Source organism: Neptunicoccus cionae (assembly GCF_014643735.1).
GTDB classification, from domain to species: Bacteria; Pseudomonadota; Alphaproteobacteria; order Rhodobacterales; family Rhodobacteraceae; genus Amylibacter; species Amylibacter cionae.
Genome location: NZ_BMKA01000002.1, coordinates 293,694 through 310,870, shown reverse-complemented (window position 1 = coordinate 310,870; position 17,177 = coordinate 293,694). Strand labels below are relative to the sequence as shown.

At 57.7% G+C, this 17,177-nt stretch carries 20 protein-coding genes; 18 read left to right on the top strand and 2 right to left on the bottom strand.

Annotated elements, in window-relative coordinates; translation table 11 throughout:
* Nucleotides 1-66: 66 nt before the first annotated feature.
* A complete protein-coding gene (locus tag IEX10_RS06700) occupies nt 67-813 on the top strand; it encodes a sulfite exporter TauE/SafE family protein (RefSeq protein WP_188672370.1) in 747 nt (248 codons plus the stop codon).
* A gap of 12 nt (nt 814-825) precedes the next feature.
* Here the strand turns inward: IEX10_RS06700 and mazG are convergent, their stop codons facing one another.
* Nucleotides 826-1,668, bottom strand: coding sequence for a nucleoside triphosphate pyrophosphohydrolase (gene mazG, locus IEX10_RS06695; protein WP_188672367.1), 843 nt, complete (start codon nt 1,666-1,668; stop codon nt 826-828).
* A 44-nt stretch (nt 1,669-1,712) separates the two neighbouring features.
* Between mazG and IEX10_RS06690 the strand changes: the two genes are divergently transcribed.
* The 5 genes from IEX10_RS06690 (at nt 1,713) to IEX10_RS06670 (ending at nt 6,155) form a co-directional block, all read left to right on the top strand.
* The gene (locus IEX10_RS06690; protein WP_188672364.1) at nt 1,713-2,882 is read left to right on the top strand and encodes a M20 aminoacylase family protein; all 1,170 of its coding nucleotides are present in this window, start codon (nt 1,713-1,715) and stop codon (nt 2,880-2,882) included.
* A gap of 96 nt (nt 2,883-2,978) precedes the next feature.
* The gene (gene yghU / locus IEX10_RS06685; protein WP_188672362.1) at nt 2,979-3,854 is read left to right on the top strand and encodes a glutathione-dependent disulfide-bond oxidoreductase; all 876 of its coding nucleotides are present in this window, start codon (nt 2,979-2,981) and stop codon (nt 3,852-3,854) included.
* An 82-nt stretch (nt 3,855-3,936) separates the two neighbouring features.
* Nucleotides 3,937-4,584 carry a peptide-methionine (S)-S-oxide reductase MsrA gene (msrA, locus tag IEX10_RS06680; protein ID WP_188672359.1) on the top strand — a complete coding sequence of 216 codons (648 nt, stop codon included), beginning with the start codon at nt 3,937-3,939 and terminating at the stop codon, nt 4,582-4,584.
* Nucleotides 4,585-4,751: 167 nt separating this feature from the next.
* Nucleotides 4,752-5,624, top strand: a complete 873-nt coding sequence (locus tag IEX10_RS06675; RefSeq protein WP_188672356.1) for a 50S ribosomal protein L11 methyltransferase — start codon at nt 4,752-4,754, stop codon at nt 5,622-5,624.
* 216 nt (nt 5,625-5,840) lie between these two features.
* Nucleotides 5,841-6,155: a hypothetical protein gene (locus IEX10_RS06670; protein WP_188672353.1), complete on the top strand. Its 315-nt coding sequence runs from the start codon at nt 5,841-5,843 to the stop codon at nt 6,153-6,155.
* 186 nt (nt 6,156-6,341) lie between these two features.
* On the opposite strand, the gene IEX10_RS06665 is transcribed toward IEX10_RS06670, so the two are convergent.
* Entirely contained in the window at nt 6,342-6,551 is a 210-nt protein-coding gene (locus IEX10_RS06665) for a DUF1127 domain-containing protein (RefSeq protein ID WP_188672350.1), read from the bottom strand.
* A gap of 471 nt (nt 6,552-7,022) precedes the next feature.
* Between IEX10_RS06665 and ruvC the strand changes: the two genes are divergently transcribed.
* The 12 genes from ruvC (at nt 7,023) to tilS (ending at nt 17,151) form a co-directional block, all read left to right on the top strand.
* Entirely contained in the window at nt 7,023-7,547 is a 525-nt protein-coding gene (gene ruvC, locus IEX10_RS06660; RefSeq protein ID WP_188672347.1) for a crossover junction endodeoxyribonuclease RuvC, read from the top strand.
* The gene (gene ruvA, locus IEX10_RS06655) at nt 7,544-8,230 is read left to right on the top strand and encodes a Holliday junction branch migration protein RuvA (protein ID WP_188672344.1); all 687 of its coding nucleotides are present in this window, start codon (nt 7,544-7,546) and stop codon (nt 8,228-8,230) included. The genes ruvC and ruvA overlap by 4 nt, the downstream gene beginning before the upstream one ends.
* 94 nt (nt 8,231-8,324) lie before the next feature.
* Nucleotides 8,325-9,353, top strand: coding sequence for a Holliday junction branch migration DNA helicase RuvB (ruvB, locus tag IEX10_RS06650; protein ID WP_188672342.1), 1,029 nt, complete (start codon nt 8,325-8,327; stop codon nt 9,351-9,353).
* Between the two features lie 66 nt (nt 9,354-9,419).
* Entirely contained in the window at nt 9,420-10,076 is a 657-nt protein-coding gene (locus IEX10_RS06645) for a hypothetical protein (protein WP_188672339.1), read from the top strand.
* Nucleotides 10,066-10,458, top strand: a complete 393-nt coding sequence (gene ybgC / locus IEX10_RS06640) for a tol-pal system-associated acyl-CoA thioesterase (RefSeq protein WP_188672337.1) — start codon at nt 10,066-10,068, stop codon at nt 10,456-10,458. Before IEX10_RS06645 ends, ybgC begins: the two co-directional genes overlap by 11 nt.
* 141 nt (nt 10,459-10,599) lie before the next feature.
* Nucleotides 10,600-11,295, top strand: coding sequence for a protein TolQ (gene tolQ / locus IEX10_RS06635; RefSeq protein WP_188672334.1), 696 nt, complete (start codon nt 10,600-10,602; stop codon nt 11,293-11,295).
* Nucleotides 11,296-11,297: 2 nt separating this feature from the next.
* Complete coding sequence (gene tolR, locus IEX10_RS06630; protein ID WP_188672331.1) at nt 11,298-11,786, top strand: protein TolR; 489 nt, start codon at nt 11,298-11,300, stop codon at nt 11,784-11,786.
* A 9-nt stretch (nt 11,787-11,795) separates the two neighbouring features.
* Nucleotides 11,796-13,064 (top strand): cell envelope integrity protein TolA, encoded by a 1,269-nt coding sequence (gene tolA, locus IEX10_RS06625; protein WP_188672328.1) that lies wholly within the window; start codon nt 11,796-11,798, stop codon nt 13,062-13,064.
* Nucleotides 13,064-14,389, top strand: coding sequence for a Tol-Pal system beta propeller repeat protein TolB (tolB, locus tag IEX10_RS06620; RefSeq protein WP_188672325.1), 1,326 nt, complete (start codon nt 13,064-13,066; stop codon nt 14,387-14,389). The genes tolA and tolB overlap by 1 nt, the downstream gene beginning before the upstream one ends.
* Before the next feature lie 102 nt (nt 14,390-14,491).
* Nucleotides 14,492-15,004 (top strand): peptidoglycan-associated lipoprotein Pal, encoded by a 513-nt coding sequence (gene pal, locus IEX10_RS06615; protein WP_188672322.1) that lies wholly within the window; start codon nt 14,492-14,494, stop codon nt 15,002-15,004.
* Nucleotides 15,005-15,053: 49 nt separating this feature from the next.
* The gene (ybgF, locus tag IEX10_RS06610; RefSeq protein ID WP_229678456.1) at nt 15,054-15,908 is read left to right on the top strand and encodes a tol-pal system protein YbgF; all 855 of its coding nucleotides are present in this window, start codon (nt 15,054-15,056) and stop codon (nt 15,906-15,908) included.
* A gap of 16 nt (nt 15,909-15,924) precedes the next feature.
* Nucleotides 15,925-17,151 (top strand): tRNA lysidine(34) synthetase TilS, encoded by a 1,227-nt coding sequence (gene tilS / locus IEX10_RS06605; protein WP_188672319.1) that lies wholly within the window; start codon nt 15,925-15,927, stop codon nt 17,149-17,151.
* The last annotated feature ends 26 nt before the right edge of the window (nt 17,152-17,177 follow it).

Below are 17,177 nucleotides of genomic sequence, written 5' to 3'. Positions count from 1 at the left end.
AGACTGTCCGGTTCAGTGTGGATAAATCAACTGGCACGACGGGGGGTTTGGGTCTAAGCAAGGGGCATGACTGACTATATTCTCCTGATCGTAGCCGCCTTTGGTGCTGGCGTGTTGAACACCATTGCCGGTGGCGGCACGTTTCTGACGTTTCCTGCGCTGGCCTTTACAGGCGTGCCGCCTGTTGTGGCCAATGCAACCTCTGCGGTGGCGGTGTTTCCGGGGTATCTGGCTGGGGCTGTGGGGTTCAAAGACGAACTGAAGGCGTTCGACCGGCGCCAGATGGTTCGTTTGACTGTGATAACACTGGCTGGCGGTCTGGTCGGGGCGCTGCTGCTGGTGGTTTCCTCAAACGAGGCGTTTGCCGTGGTTGTGCCATTCCTGCTGCTCGCCGCGACGCTGGCGTTCTGGTTTGGCGATACCATCCGCGATTGGGCAGCCCGCAAGGCCCGCGCGGTGACACCGTTTGGCGCAGCGGGGCTGTTTCTGGTCAGCGTGTACGGCGGGTATTTTAATGGCGGGTTGGGGATCGTGTTGCTGGCGCTGTTCTCGCTTTGGGGGATGACCAACATCCATGAAATGAACGGGCTGAAAAACGGCCTGTCCTTCGCATTGTCGGCGATTTCCGTTGCCGCCTTTGCGATCAGTGGCTTGGTGGAATGGCCCCAAGCCATCGTGATGATGGTGGCCGCAACCATCGGCGGCTATGCTGGTGCGCCGGTGGCCCGCATCCTGCCCAAGTCCGCCGTGCGTGCCATTGTCATCGCCGTCGGCCTTAGCATGAGCGCCGTTTTCTTCGCCCGCCTGTTCTAACAGTCGCTGCGATTACCCCGCTGCGCGTTCCGCGACCTTGGCCGCATTCCACAGTCCGTCCATTTCTGCCAGATCAGAATCGTGCGGCGTCTTGCCTGCGTCTTCCAGCGCGTCCTCTATAAACTCGAACCGTCTGGTAAATTTGCGGTTGGCCGCGCGCAGGGCTTCTTCGGGGTCGATGTCCAGATGTCGGGCAAGATTGGCCATCACGAACATCAGATCGCCAAATTCCTCTACCTGTTTGTCACGGGGCAAGGTGTCCACCGCTTCGACCAGTTCGCCAGCTTCTTCCGTGATCTTGTCGAGCACCTGCGTCGTCTCCGGCCAGTCAAACCCCACACGGGCCGCACGTTTTTGCAACTTCACAGCGCGGGTCAGCGCAGGCAGGTTGCCTGCCACCCCGTCAAGCGTGCGGGCCTTTGTCTGCCCTTTCGCTGCACGCTCTGCCGCTTTGATCTTTTCCCAATCGGCGGTCTGCTGCGCTGCGGATTTATCGCGGCTTTCCTCTCCGAACACATGAGGGTGGCGGTGGATCATCTTGTCAGCGATCTTTTTCGTGACGGTTTCAAAAGTAAAATGCCCGTCCTCCGCCCCCATCTGGGTGTAATAGACCACCTGCAACAGCAGATCGCCCAGTTCGCCCTCCAGCTCTGCCATATCCCCGAGCGCGATGGCATCGGCCACCTCATAGGCTTCTTCAATCGTGTACGGCACAATTGATTCGTAAGTTTGCTCAATGTCCCAAGGGCAGCCGGTTTCACGGTCCCGAAGACGGGCCATGATTTCCAACAAGCGGGGCAGACCGCCGTTTGGATCAAGACAAAGGGATTGAGAGGCGGATTGGTCTTTACTCATGCTTCGGGGTTCCTGATAGTCCGCCCAAAAGGAGACCAGAATCCATGGCCGTGATCAACCGCATTGCAGAATATTTCGAAGACATGAAGGAATGGCGGCAGCATTTGCATGCCCATCCCGAACTGGACATGGACTGTCACCAAACCGCCGCCTTTGTTGTGGAAAAGCTGCGGGCGTTCGGTGTGGATGAAATCCACGAACAGATCGGGGTCAGCGGTGTGGTTGGCATTATCAACGGGCAGGGTGAGGGGCCGACCATTGGCTTGCGCGCGGATATGGATGCGCTGCCGATGCCCGAAGAAACCGGACTGCCTTATGCCAGCACGGTCGAGGGCATGATGCACGCCTGTGGCCATGACGGCCATACAACCATGTTGCTGGGCGCGGCCCGCTATCTGGCGGAAACCCGCAAGTTTTCAGGGCGCGTGGCGCTGATCTTTCAACCTGGCGAAGAAGGGTCAGGCGGGGCGCGGTTCATGGTCGAGGACGGGTTAATCGAACGCTTCAACATTTCACAGGTCTTCGGCCAACACTCCCTGCCCAAATCCCCTGTCGGCACTATTGAAACCTGCACCGGACCTTTACTTGCGGCGGCGGATGACTTTGAAATTCATATCAATGGCTCAGGCGGCCACGCGGCCAGTCCCCATGAATCAGTCGATCCGGTGATGATCGCAGTGAATATGTACCAGAACCTGCAATCTATCGTGACGCGCAACGTCGATCCGATCAAGACGGTGGTGCTGTCCCTGACGCAGATCCATTCCGGCACGACCCACAATGTGGTCCCCGAAACCGCCATGCTGGCCGGAACAGTGCGCACCTTTGATAAGGACGTGCAGGCGCTGGTGGTGGAGCGAATGAAAGCGATTGTTCACAGCACCGCAGAGATGATGGGGGGAACGGCGCGGCTCGATTACAATTACGGCTACCCTGCCACCATCAACGATCCTGCCAAAACCGAATTCGCCTGCGACGTTGCCGCCGAAGTCGTCGGAGAGGCCCGCGTTGCGCGCGCCATTGCCCCGACAATGGGCGCGGAGGATTTTTCCTTTATGCTGGAAGAAGTCCCCGGTGCCTACTTCTATATAGGCAACGGCGACAGCGCCTACCTGCATCACACGAAATACGACTTCAACGATGAAGCCAGCCCAACCGGAGCTTCGGTTCTGGCCCGCATCGTAGAACGGGCGCAACCCTTGCCAGCCAAGTGATCCTGTTCACGAAACCTTGCGTCACGGAAATGGGCTTTGCCCTTCACGCAGCGCCACACTAGGTTAAGCGCCAACGCGAAATTGAAGGAATAGAATATGTCTGAAGAATATGTACCACCCAAAGTCTGGGAATGGGATTCCGAAAGCGGCGGCAAGTTTGCCAGCATCAATCGTCCGATTGCAGGACCGACCCACGATAAGGAATTGCAGGTCGGCAAACACCCGTTGCAGCTTTACTCTCTGGCGACACCGAATGGCGTCAAAGTCACTGTCATGCTGGAAGAACTGCTCGCTGCGGGTCATACCGGTGCGGAATACGATGCTTGGCTGATCAACATCGGGGAAGGCGACCAATTCGGCAGCGGTTTTGTCGACGTGAACCCCAACTCCAAAATTCCGGCGCTGATGGATCACTCCACCGACACACCGACCCGCGTGTTTGAAAGCGGTGCGATCCTGCTGTATCTGGCGGAAAAATTTGGGGCGTTCCTGCCATCCGATCCAGTGGCACGGACTGAAACCCTGTCGTGGTTGTTCTGGCAAATGGGATCCGCGCCTTATCTTGGCGGCGGGTTTGGCCATTTCTACGCCTATGCACCTGAAAAGTTCGAATACCCGATCAACCGCTTCTCTATGGAAGTGAAGCGTCAGCTTGATGTGCTGGATCGTCGTTTGGGCGAATCCGAATATCTCGGCGGTGCGGATTATTCCATCGCGGATATGGCGAACTGGGCGTGGTACGGTGTACTGGCGCAGGGCAAGATCTACGAAGCGGGGGAATTCCTGCAAGTAGACAGCTATAAAAACGTCCAGCGCTGGCAAAAGGCCATTGCGGATCGCCCAGCCGTGCAACGGGGCCGCATGGTCAACCGTGCCTTCGGTCCGCTGGAAGAGCAACTGCGCGAGCGTCACGATGCGTCGGATTTTGAAACCCGCACGCAGGACAAACTGGAACCGGCAGAAAACGCCTAAACCTTGTCACGGGGCTGTGCAGGAGGCTGGAAACTCCCCCTGCGCGGCCCTATCTTGAACGGTACACATCAGGAGATTTGCCATGCTGTTTTCGTCAAAGCCAACCACCATTCCCGCCGCCACAGACTGTCTGCCGGGTCGTGCGAACGAACTGCCGACCGCAGAGATGCACTTTGTGAACGGGCGTCCGTTGAAAGGGCCGATCCCAGAAGGTTTCGAAGAAGCAATCTTTGGCATGGGCTGTTTCTGGGGCGTGGAGCGCATATTCTGGAAGCTCGATGGCGTCTGGTCCACAATGGTAGGCTATGCGGGCGGATCGACCCCGAACGCAACTTATGAAGAAGTTTGCAGCGGACAGACCGGCCATAACGAAGTCGTGCGCGTGATCTATGACCCGTCGGTTATCAGCTATGAACAACTGCTTACCGTGTTCTGGGAAGGCCATGACCCGACCCAAGGCATGGCGCAGGGCAATGATCGCGGCACCCAGTATCGCAGCGGCATTTATACGTTCTCGGACGCACAGCAGGCACAGGCCGAAGCCTCCCGCGAGGCGTTCCAGCCACGGTTGCGGGAAAAGGGTTTTGGCATGATCACGACAGAAATCCTGCCCGCGCCCGAATTTTACTATGCCGAGGACTACCACCAGCAGTATCTGGCAAAAAATCCGTCGGGCTATTGCGGGATTGGTGGCACAGGTGTGACTTGTCCGATTGGCGTGGGTGCCTAACGCGCGCTCGACGGACCACATGTTCAGAAGGCCGGACGCGGGGAACTGCATCCGGCCTTTCCGTTTCAGGGGCAAGTTTTGCCCATGATTTGCAGGGCATCCGGGCATGACGCTTGACGATGCGGCTGCACTTACCTAATCGGAACACAACGATTGGAGCCTGCAAAATGCCGACATTTACCGCCCTGACCACACTCAGAGACAAATCCCGCGCCGAAGCCCTAGCAGAAGCCTGCGAGGATCTGATCCCCGAACCCACCGGCGTTGGTGTGTTCGAGGTGGAAGACGGCACCGGCACATGGGAAGTGGGTGCGTATTTCATCGAGCAACCTGACGATATTGCCCTGTCTCTGCTGGCTGCGGCCCATGATGCGAAACCCTTTGCAATCTCTGAACTGCCGGAAACCGATTGGGTCGCCCATGTGCGCCGCGAATTGGCCCCGATCCGTGCGGGGCGGTTCTTTTTGTACGGCAGCCACGACGCCGATCAGGTGCCAGAAGATTGCGTGCCCCTGCTGATTGAGGCAGCGATGGCCTTTGGCACTGGCCACCACGGAACCACACAGGGATGCCTGCAGGCGCTCCATGATCTCGACACCAAAGGATTCCGTGGCAAGAACGTGGTGGATGTGGGTTGTGGCACTGCTGTTCTGGCAATGGCGGCTGCTAAAATATGGCAGGGCGTTGTGCTGGCAAGCGACATCGACGAGGTCGCCACAGACACCGCAGCAGCCAATGTGACCTGCAACGATCTGAATGGCCGTGTGGAAATTGTCACATGCGCCGGCTTTGAACACGACCGGCTGCGGGAAAAGGCGCCATACGATCTGATCTTTGCTAACATATTGAAAGGCCCGCTCATTGCGCTGGCTCCTGATATGGGAAAAAGCTGTGAAACGGGCGGTCATGTGATCCTGTCGGGCCTTCTGAACGAGCAGGCAGACGATGTAAAAGCGGCCTACACCGCGCAGGGCTTTGATCTGGTGGACCATCTGATTGTTGGCGAATGGTCAACGCTGTGTTTGCAGAAGAAGCCTTAATCTGCCCAGATTTCGCCCCAATTCGCGTCTAATTTTACCTAAGCAGTTTGCATCGCCGTGGTTGAGGCAAAACAGTCTCAGGTTTCCCGTCGATTATCTTAGGGGGTTCGTGTGTATTTGCGAACGTGTAAGGGCTCGGGATGCAAACTGCACGATACTCAGCCTCCATGTGTCTGGACTGGGTAATCTCTAACCTATAGTTGGGATATGTGTGTTATGACCGAGGACAGAAAAACCTTTCAGAAACGAGTAGCCCGCGTTGATCCGGACTTTAAACCGACGCTCTGGCGCAAGTGGTTGCAGCGTCCCCGGCGCAAGGTCCATATTCCATTGGCGCGAACGGCACTGTGCATGGCGATGTTCTACGGCACTGTGACCGTCACTAAGGTTGTGATGATACAGGAGCTCGGCCCCCAAGGATACGAGGCCAAGGTTGCGCAGCTTGCATCAGGGACCGATGGCTCCAAGATCGCGGCAAAGCTGCTCGGGCGTGATCCGGTGTTGGCTTATGTGGAAAGCAACTTCCTGTAATCAGATCCAGCGATGACCAGTTGCAAGGGCGGCCCGTGGCGGGTGCGCCCTTTTTTGTGGGTAATCGGACCACCAGACACAAAAAAGACCGCTGAGGGAGGGCAGCGGTCTTTTTCATTTACGGCACAAAAGCCGTTGGAAAGCAGCGCACAACAGGGAGGAAATTGCGCCGCTTTATTCCTACGCTCAGAAGCGTGTCGGGATGTTGTCCAGATCGCCACGGATCAGGCCGATGTCGTTCAGTTCACGATCGGACAGTTGGGACAAAATCTTTGTTGTCTTGCGCTTTGTGTTCCACTCTACAACTGCGGAGAATGCAGCTTCGATGCGAGCAACTACAGTGTGGGTTGCAATGGCGCCGAAAGGAGCCACGTAAGTGTTGGAAGCCAGGGCCATGATACTTTTCCTTGTAAGTGTTTGACGCAGCGCGTCGGTTCGTTTGAACCCCAAATAGGCGGGGTTTTCAGCGCTTTCAAATATCAAAATCGCATAGCTGAACTGCCTGTTTTGCATAGCTTAAACGCGATGTCGCTTTTGAGTTATGAGGGGCTAAAAAAGGCCCGTTTTCGGGGTGAAATGTCGTTTTTAGAACAAGTGAAAAAGCGCTCCGATTTGCAACAGTTTTGCTGTTGTACAGTCCCGACAAGGCAACGGCGCATTTCGTGTCTTGTTCGTCACAGGGGGTTGCTTTGGCCGATGTCTGATACCGACTTTACGGCGTTCAAAAACGCCTCGCAGCCCCGTTAGATGCTTTTACTCTACGAATCATCACCGCCTCGCTCCTGCGTATTCTGCTTGGCGGATGTTCTTGTTTCGTGCTACGGCTTGAAAAAAGAACAACAAGAGCAATGACAAGGCAGGGCAGCAATGCGCGTTATCGGGATCGATCCGGGCTTACGCAATCTGGGTTGGGGAATCGTAGATGTGGCTGGCACGCGGGTGTCCCATGTGGCCAACGGTATCTGTAAATCCACATCGGGCGGACCACTGGCACAGCGGTTGCTCAGCCTGCACAGCCAGCTTGAAGAGGTCATTCGGCGACACCAGCCGACCACCTCGGCAGTTGAGAATACGTTTGTGAATAAAGACGGGGCTGGAACGCTCAAGCTGGGGCAGGCGCGCGGTATCTGTCTGCTGGTGCCAGCGCAATTCGGGCTTGAGGTAGCGGAATACGCGCCCAACGCGGTTAAGAAAGTCGTGGTCGGTGTTGGCCATGCAGATAAAAAGCAGGTGCTTCATATGGTGAAGATGCAGCTTGGCGGGGTTGATCCGGTTGGGCCGGATGCAGCGGATGCGCTGGCGATTGCCCTGTGCCACGCACATCATGCACAATTCTCGGGGCGGCTTGATGCAGCGCTCGCCAAGGCGGAAACGCGAAAGGGGGCCGCATGATCGGCAAGATAACAGGTCGGGTAGACTATAAGGCGACAGATCACGTTCTGGTGGACGTGCAGGGGGTCGGCTATCTTGTCTACTGTTCGGAACGTACCTTAACGGCGGTTCCCCCCAAGGGCGGCGTTGTGGCGCTCTATACGGATCTTCTGGTGCGCGAGGACAACTTGCAACTTTTCGGGTTTCTGACGCTGGCCGAAAAGGAATGGCACCGGTTGCTGACCAGTGTGCAGGGCGTGGGTGCCAAAGTGGGACTGGCCATTGCCGGAACCTTGGGTGTTGAAGGCGTCAGCCGCGCCATCACCCTTGGTGATGTAGCCGCCGTCAAAGCCGCGCCCGGTGTGGGGCCGAAACTGGCGCAGCGCATCGTGGTAGAGCTGAAAGACAAGGCAGCCAGCGTGATTGCAATGGGGGCGCAAGGATCAGAGCAGGTGCAGGCGGATGACTCCGTAGTGATTGAAGCGCCTGTGGCCATAACGGCGCCTGCTGCCCCTGTGGCAGCGGTGTCTGCCGGAGCGGCCTCTGCGGGGGCGCAGGCGGATGCGCTGTCTGCGCTGGTGAACCTTGGGTACGGACACGGCGATGCAGCCGTAGCGGTGGCGCAAGCGGCAGGGGATTTGCCCGAAGCGGACAGCGGTGCGCTGATCAAGGCGGCCTTGCGGTTGCTTGCTCCGAAAGGGTAGGTGCTGTGGCGCGCTGGCTTACAATGCCTGAGCGCCTCCGGCGGGAGTATTTGGGGAACATTGAAATGATGTCTTTGTACGATTGGAGAGCTGTGTGAACGAGCCAGACCCAACTTTGCGCCCTGATGCGCGGCCCGAGGATATGGACCGTGCGTTGCGGCCCCAATCCTTGGACGAGTTCACAGGGCAGGCGGAGGCGCGTGCCAACCTGAAGGTCTTTATCGAAAGCGCCAAGATGCGTGGGCAGGCGATGGATCACACGTTGTTCTATGGGCCACCGGGATTGGGCAAAACGACTCTTGCGCAGATTGTCAGCCGCGAGTTGGGGGTGAACTTCCGTATGACCAGCGGGCCGGTTCTGGCCAAGGCGGGGGATCTGGCGGCAATCCTGACCAATCTGGACGCGCGGGATGTACTGTTTATTGATGAGATTCACAGGTTGAACCCCGTCGTAGAAGAAGTGCTCTATCCTGCGTTGGAAGATTTCGAACTGGATCTGGTGATCGGTGAAGGTCCGGCGGCGCGCACGGTGCGGATTGATTTGCAGCCCTTTACGCTGGTCGGGGCGACAACGCGGCTCGGTTTGCTGACGACGCCGCTACGGGACCGGTTTGGCATTCCGACACGGCTGGAGTTTTATACCGTGCCGGAGTTGTGTTCTATTGTCGAGCGGGGCGCACGGCTGATGGGCGCCAACGCAACGCCCGATGGGGCGATGGAAATCGCGCGCCGTGCCCGTGGAACGCCACGGATTGCAGGACGTTTGCTGCGCCGTGTGGTGGATTTTGCTGTGGTGGAAAGCGACGGAACGGTGACGCAACAACTGGCGGATCGGTCGTTGACGCGGCTTGGGGTGGATCATCTGGGGCTTGATAATGCGGACCGGCGCTATTTGCGTATGATTGCCGAGAATTTTGCCGGCGGGCCGGTGGGCGTGGAAACCATGTGTGCCGCACTGAGCGAGGCGCGAGATGCCATTGAAGAAGTGATCGAGCCCTATCTGTTGCAGCAGGGTCTGATCCAGCGCACCCCGCGCGGGCGGATGCTGGCGGCCAAGGCTTGGGCGCATCTGGGGCTTGATGCGCCAAAGCGTGGTCCGCAGGGGGAATTGTTCGGCGGCTAGGCGTTCAGAGTATTTCTGGAACATTGAAGGGTGCAGCCGGATTTCGAATCCGTTAGAAGGACTGGCATGAGCACGATCACCCAGAACCCCGCCCCTTTGTTTACCGCTTCGGATACCACTTATCGCTTTGCCCGTTGGGGACGGCCGCTGGCGCCGGTAGTCTTTGGTGTGGGCGATGACAGCCTGCCCCATCTGAAAGAGGCGATTGCCCAGACGGTTGGCATTACAGGGGGGGTGTTGGCAGAAACCGATCCCGAACTTGGTGCGAATTTCATGTGGTTCTTTTGCCGGAGTTGGTCCGAACTGGCTGCGGTGCCAAATCTCGACAAGCTGTTGCCGAATTTTAACCGGCTGATGACCTCGCTTGAGGAGCAGGGGGCAAGCCGTTACCGGTCCTTCGGGTTCGACAAGGAAGGGGCTGTGCAACTGTGCATCGTGCTGATCCGCGTGGATGCCGCGACCGAGGAGATGTCGTTGCAGACCCTTGGCACGAGCGAGACCTTCCAGTCTCTGCTGACATGGAGCGAAGGGGCGTTTGCCGATGAATCCCCGATCGCGATCATCAAAAGCAACAATCTGTGTATCGTAAAGCCGGAGTACGCCGCCATTGTGCGGGCGGCCTATGATCCGATGTTGCCCGCCGCCACCGAAGACCCGAGCCATGCGCTGCGTCTATCGGCCCGTGCGAGTAAACTGGTGCAGGACATTGAAGATGGTGCATGAGTTTCCGGTCCGTGTTTATTATGAAGACACGGATCTGGCGGGCATCGTTTATTACGCCAATTACCTCAAGTTCATTGAACGCGCGCGCTCTACTATGGTGCGCGAGGCGGGGCTGGACCAGATGGCCCTGAAAGAGGGCGCAGGGCTGGTCTTTGCGGTGCGCCATGTGGATGCCACCTACCTGCGGCCAGCCAAACTGGATGATGCCCTGATCATTGCTACAAAACTGCAACAATTGTCCGGTGCCAAGCTGCTGTTTGAGCAAGACGTGATGCGGGGCGAAGAGATGTTGTTTTCCTCAAAAATTACAGTGATTTGCATGAATGCAGCGGGCCGCGTTGTTCGGCTTCCGGCAGAAATTCGCGCAAGTCTGGGGCTCTGACGTACATTTCACTGCCGATCGTGCAATGAAATATGGTTTTTTCCGCGCCGCCTGATTATGTTTGCTACAACAATCACGCCACTGGCAAACAGTGGCATCAGGCAGTCTTGGTATAAAGACGTAACATAGTCGGGCGGACACATGGAAACTGAAACACTCGCCGCAGTGCAAGAGGTCGATTTCTCGATGCTTGCGCTGTTCCTTCGCGCAACATTCACGGTGAAGCTTGTGATGCTGATCCTGATCTTTGCCAGCATCTGGAGCTGGGGGATCATTATCCAGAAGTTCATCAACTACCGGATTGCCCGTCGTGACTCTGAGACGTTTGATCGGGCTTTTTGGTCCGGTGATCCACTGGACGAGTTGTTTGACCGGCTCGGACCGGAGCCATCGGGTGCGGCGGAACGGATTTTCGCGGCTGGTATGGTAGAGTGGCGTCGTTCCCATCGCAGTGACGGTAATCTGATCGCAGGGGCGCAGGCGCGGATTGACCGCAGCATGGATGTGGCCATCAACCGCGAGAGCGAGAAACTGAACAACGGGTTGACCTTTCTGGCGACAGTCGGGGCTATTGCGCCGTTTGTCGGGCTGTTCGGCACGGTTTGGGGCATCAAGAACGCCTTTGAAGAAATCGCCATCCAGCAGAATACCAATCTGGCGGTTGTGGCCCCCGGTATTGCCGAGGCGCTGGTTGCGACCGCGCTGGGCCTGCTGGCCGCTATTCCAGCCGTTATCTTTTACAACAAGTTGAGCACGGACTCCGACCGGATTATCAGCGGCTTTGACAGTTTCGCCGACGAATTTGCCACGATCCTGTCCCGCCAGTTGGATAGCTGATCATGGGGGCCGGTGTCGTAGACAGAAGTGGCGGAGGAGGTCGCAAGGGCCGTCGCAGCCACGGGAAAAGCAAGCCGATGGCGGAAATCAACGTCACACCCTTTGTGGATGTGATGCTGGTGCTGCTGATTATCTTTATGGTGGCAGCACCGCTGTTGACCGTTGGCGTACCGATTGAGCTGCCCAAGACTGCAGCCCAGCCGCTACCGACCGAGGAAGAAGAGCCGCTGGCGCTGGCGATTGCTGCGGACGGGACGTTGATGTTGCAAAACTCTGAAATCAACCGCGCTGATCTGGTGGCTAAGATGCGGGCTATTGCGGCAGAGCGTCAGGACGACAAGGTGTTTCTACGCGCGGACGGGGCGGTGCCCTATTCCAGCGTAATGGAGATTATGGGCGCGCTAAATGCAGGCGGTTTCCGCAATATCGGACTTGTCACAGATGCGGGTGGACCGCGGCTGGACGGGACCGACGCACCGGCGGAGCAATAGGGGCGTTCCGTGGAGACCGGCACCAAAATATCAATCGGATTGCACGGCGTCTTGTTGGGGCTGGCGGCGTTTGGCGGCCCGTTGTTTGACAGCGACGAAAGCAATGCAATCCAGATTTCCGAAGTGTCGATCATCACCAGCACAGAGTTCGACAGCCTGATGTCGAGCGCGCCGTCCCCGCAACTGGACGAACCTTCGCAATCCCTGCCGAGCCTTTCGGAAGAACCGTCTGCGTCAGTTGATGCACCACAGGTGGAACAACCGGTTGAAGAGCCGCCGGTTCAGGAAACACAAACGCCGCCAGAAACCGACACACCGCCCGAAGCGCCTGATCTGGCCGAAGCGGTAGAACCGGACACGCCCCCAGAACCTGTGGTCGAAACCCCGCCAGAGCCGCCTGTTGAAAGCACAGAGACAGCCGATCAGACGCAGGAAGCAACTGGCAATACGGTTGTGACACCGGATGCGCAGGTCTCTGATACGGACACCAGCGGTCAGGTCTCGCCGGATCGTTTGGCATTATTGCGGCCTAAACCACGGCCTGCACCACGCATTGATAACAAGGTCTCTCCGGAGCCACCGACAGATGCGGAAACCGGTGCAGAGGCAGTGGAATCGACCACGCCAAGCGAAGACGTGGCAGAACCCGAAGAGACAAAAGAAGAAGTCGCTCCGAAGAAAAGCACGACCGAGATCGTGACCGAGGCAGAGCAGGACCCGAATTCTGCCGCGCCGATCAAATCCGCACGCCCCAAGGGCCGCCCTTCCGATATTGTTGCCCGTGCGCAAGCTGCCAAGGATGCAGCGCGCAAAGCGGCGGAGCAGGAACAGGCGAAACAGGCCGAAGCGGATAAAGCGATATCAGATCAGGCAGCCAAAGACGCGCAGGCCCGTGCCATTGAAGAAGCGGTTCAAGCCGCTGCCGCCGAAGCCGCAGCAGAGGCCGCCGCCAAGCCAAGCGGACCGCCTCTGACCGGTCGGGAAAAAGGGGCGCTCGTGCTTGCCGTTCAACAGTGCTGGGCACCGCCTGTTGGCGTGCAGGGCGCGGCTGATCTGGTTGTAACCCTGTCGGTAGAGCTGTCTCAGGATGGTAAACTGGTCGGAAATCCGAAATTGATTGAACCATCCGGCACCCCGCAGGGTTTGGTTCAGCAGGCATATGAGGCAGGGCGGCGGGCATTGATCCGCTGTGCGCCTTATGACCTGCCCCAAGACAAATACGAACAGTGGCGGCAAATCGAAGTCGTCTTTAACCCCCAAAACATGGCGGTGAGATAATGAAACAGTTTTTGAAGCTTTGCATTCTGGCAATGACGGTTGTGGCTCCGCTGCAGGGTCAGGCCCAAGGCAACGGCCCGCTGCGGATCGAGATTACCGAAGGTGTGATCGAGCCGATGCCAATCGCGATCCCCACATTTGTGGCTGAAAACGCAGGCGCACAGTCTTTTGCCCAGCAGTTGACCGATGTTGTGACCGCTGATCTGGTTAACACCGGATTGTTCCGCGCCATTCCGGCCAGCGCCCATATCGGCACCATCACCAATTTCAATGCACCGGCGCAGTTCTCCGACTGGAAGGCGATCAATGCGCAGGCTTTGGTAACAGGGGCTGTCAGCCTGACCGAGAACAACCAAATGGTTGTGAAATTCCGCTTGTTTGACGTGTTTGGTCAGGAACAATTGGAAGGCGTGCAATTCGCCGCCAGCAGTCAAAGCTGGCGCCGGATGAGCCATAAGGTCGCCGATGTGATCTATAGCCGCCTGACCGGTGAAGACCCCTATTTCGACAGCCGCGTCGCTTATATTGCCGAGGAAGGCCCAAAGAATGACCGCAAGAAGCGGGTGGCGGTGATGGATTATGACGGCGCGAATGTGCGCTATTTGACCGGGAGCGAAGATATTGTTCTCGCGCCACGATTTTCGCCCAACGCGCGAGAAATCATTTACACCACCTATGAAACCGGGGTGCCGCAGGTGTTCTTGATGAACGTGGACACACTGTCGCGCCGCGCTCTTGACGCGGCTGGCAAGGACATGACCTTCGCCCCGCGCTTCAGCCCTGATGGTCGCAAAGTGATCATGTCGCTTAGCAACGGGGGTAATTCTGACATTTATACCTTTGATATTGCGACTGGCCAGAAAACCCAACTGACCAACTCCCCCGCGATTGAAACCGCGCCCAGCTTTAGCCCTGACGGCAGCCAAATTGTCTTTGAAAGCGACCGTGGGGGTGGCCAGCAAATTTACGTCATGCCCGCCACCGGCGGCGAGGCCAAGCGGATCAGCTTTGGTCCGGGTCGCTACGGCACGCCTGTCTGGTCTCCACGCGGCGACCTGATTGCCTTTACCAACATCAGTGGTGGGCGGTTTCACATTGGCGTGATGCGCACGGATGGCAGTCAGGAAAAACTGTTGACCGGATCGTTCCTTGATGAGGGTCCAACTTGGTCGCCCAACGGGCGCGTGATCATGTTCTTCCGTGAAACCCAAGGGGAAAGCGGTGCTCCGGCGCTGTTTTCAATGGATGTGACAGGGCAGAACCTGCGCAAGATCGCAACTCCGACGTTTGCGTCCGATCCGGCATGGTCGGGCCTGTTGGAGTAGGTGACAGGGTGTTTCCCATAAGGTAGAAGAACTGCTATAGATGCAGTGAATTTAACGCGGTTCCAAAGCGCCCGAGACGCTGATGAACGAAAGGATGAGCAGATGAAAATGACGAAAATCGGCCTGATGCTGGCCTGTGTGACCGCTCTCGCGGCCTGTGACATGCGCCCTAAAACCGGAGATGATACCGGTTACAGCGGTGCGAATGCCAATGCAAACGGCGTAGGTGCCGGAGTGAACGACCCCGCGTCTGTGGCTTATTTCAACCAGACCATCGGGGATCGGGTGCTGTTTCTGGTAGACCAACACACGCTGACAGGGGTTGCGACGCAAACACTGGATGCTCAGGCGAACTGGTTGCAACAAAACGGCACCTATTCGATCACGATTGAAGGTCATGCGGACGAAACCGGAACGCGGGAATATAACCTTGCGCTGGGGGCCCGTCGTGCCAACTCTGTGCGGGATTATCTCGTTAGTCGTGGTGTCGCGGAAAGCCGGATTGACACTGTGACTTACGGCAAGGAACGCCCGCTGGCGATTTGCTCGAATGAGGAATGTTGGTCCAAGAACCGTCGCGCCGTCACTTTGGTGGCGACTGGGCTGACCAGCTAAATCGGACTGGAATTTGCGCCGTTTGCGAAACTTTGCAGACGGCGCGTTCATGAGTATTTGGGGAACATTGAAGATGCGGATTTTGCGGGCAATCTTGGTAGCGGCGGTTCTGACACCTCTGGGCGCGCAGGCGCAGGACGGTGAAACGCTGGCAGATATCCGGCAGGAGCTGGAGTTCCTCTATGCGGATGTCGTGTCGATGAAACGGGAGTTGTCCACAACTGGGGCGGCGACTCAAAGCAGTAGCAATGCCCCTGCCTTGCAGCGGATAGATGCACTGGAAGCCGAAATGCGGCGTCTGACCGGTGCGATTGAGGAAAAACAGTTCTGGATTGAAAGCATTGTCAATGACGGCACGAACCGGATCGGCGACCTGGAGTTCCGCCTGTGCGAGCTGGAAGCAAACTGTGATGTAAGCGCGCTTGACCGGACCGCTCCGCTGGGGGGGAAGATTTCAACCCGACCGCGCACACCGGTTTCCACGGGCGGTGGCACCCAAACCGGTGAGACAAGCGGGACCACCAGCACCGAACAGAACACGTTTCAGCAAGCTATGGCAGCTTACGAGTCTCAGGACTATGCCAGCGCAGCCGCGCAGTTTGATACGTTGATCTCTAATTTTCCGGGGGGGCCGCTAACAGGTGAGGCCCATTACTGGAAAGGCGCGGCACTGGCCGCTCAAAGCAACTGGGACGGGGCGGCGCGCAGTTTCCTTGAGAGCTTTAGCGGCGCACCGGAAGGCACCAAAGCACCCGAAGCGCTTTATCGTTTAGGGCTGAGCCTGAAGGAATTGGGCCAACAGGAAGAGGCCTGCCTGATGCTGGCAGAAGTCCCGATCCGCTATCCCGCCGCCTCTATTGTGGGTGAAGCACAGACCAGTCGCAGTGCCATAGGGTGTTCCTGAACCAGCGGCGCCTGCTATGACGCAGACGTTCCTTCAATACATGGATACGGTACCGGACGGGCCGCTTGGCGTGGCGGTGTCCGGTGGAGGCGATTCGCTTGCTCTGCTTGTTTTGATGGCAGAGTGGGCCAAACCGTTGGGGCGCCCTTTATATAGCGTAACAGTTGATCACGGATTACGGGCAGAGTCCGCAGCCGAGGCGCAGGCGGTATCGTTGTTGTGTAAAAAAATGTGCATCCCGCATAAGACACTGTTGTGGCAGAACCATCCCAAAAGTGGCAACTTGCAAGACAACGCACGGCAGGCGCGACAGCAGTTGATCGCAGGCTGGGCACGGTGCCACGGGTTGGCCGGAGTGGCGACAGGTCACACCAGAGAAGATCAGGCCGAAACCTTTCTGCTGCGGCTGAAGCGGGGCAGCGGCGTGGACGGGCTGGCCGGAATATTACCCCAACGCAGAAAAGACGGCGTGTTGTGGCTGAGGCCCGTGCTGGAGATGCACCGCGAATCCCTGCGGGACCTACTACGGGATCGCCAAATCGCTTGGGCCGAAGATCCCAGCAATCGGGACATCCGGTTTGATCGTGTGAAAATGCGTAACGCGCTGGAGATGCTCGGCGAAATTGGTCTGGGTGTTGAGGTTTTGGCCGATACGGCATCCCGCTTGCAATCTACCAGGGCCGCTTTGGAACAGGTCAGTGAGACCGCTCTCCGCCGCATTGCGACCCCCCGAGAGATTGGCTCTGTCCGGTTGGATGTTAAGGCGCTTTTTAATGAGCCCGAAGAGATCCGCCTGCGCCTTTTTGCCCATTGTTTGCGCTGGGTCTCCGCCGCACCCTACCGTCCCCGCCTAAACGCATTGAAACGGGCGCTCGTGGCCTGTCACAGCGGGCAGGCGCACAGCTTGTCGGGGTGTCTGTTGACGCCTGACAGAGCAGAAGGGGCGGAGATCACCCGAGAGGTCGCCGCGATGCAGAATTGTGACGGTGCGGCAGGGGTTTTTGACAGCCGGTTTGCTTGCGATAAAGCGGCCGGAAACTGGCGCCCATTGGGAAAAGACGGCATTTTGCTGCGTCCGGAGTGGCGTGAAACTGCCGAAAGCAGGAATGCAATCCTCGCCTCGCCGTCTTTATGGTATAATAACGAATTGAAGTCGGCGCCCTTTGTCGATAAAAACCCTGACTGCAAGTGTTGGCTGCGGAATGGAACGGAAAGTTTTTATGCAACCATTGTGACGCATTGAAAACGCCACGCGGAAACATATGTTTC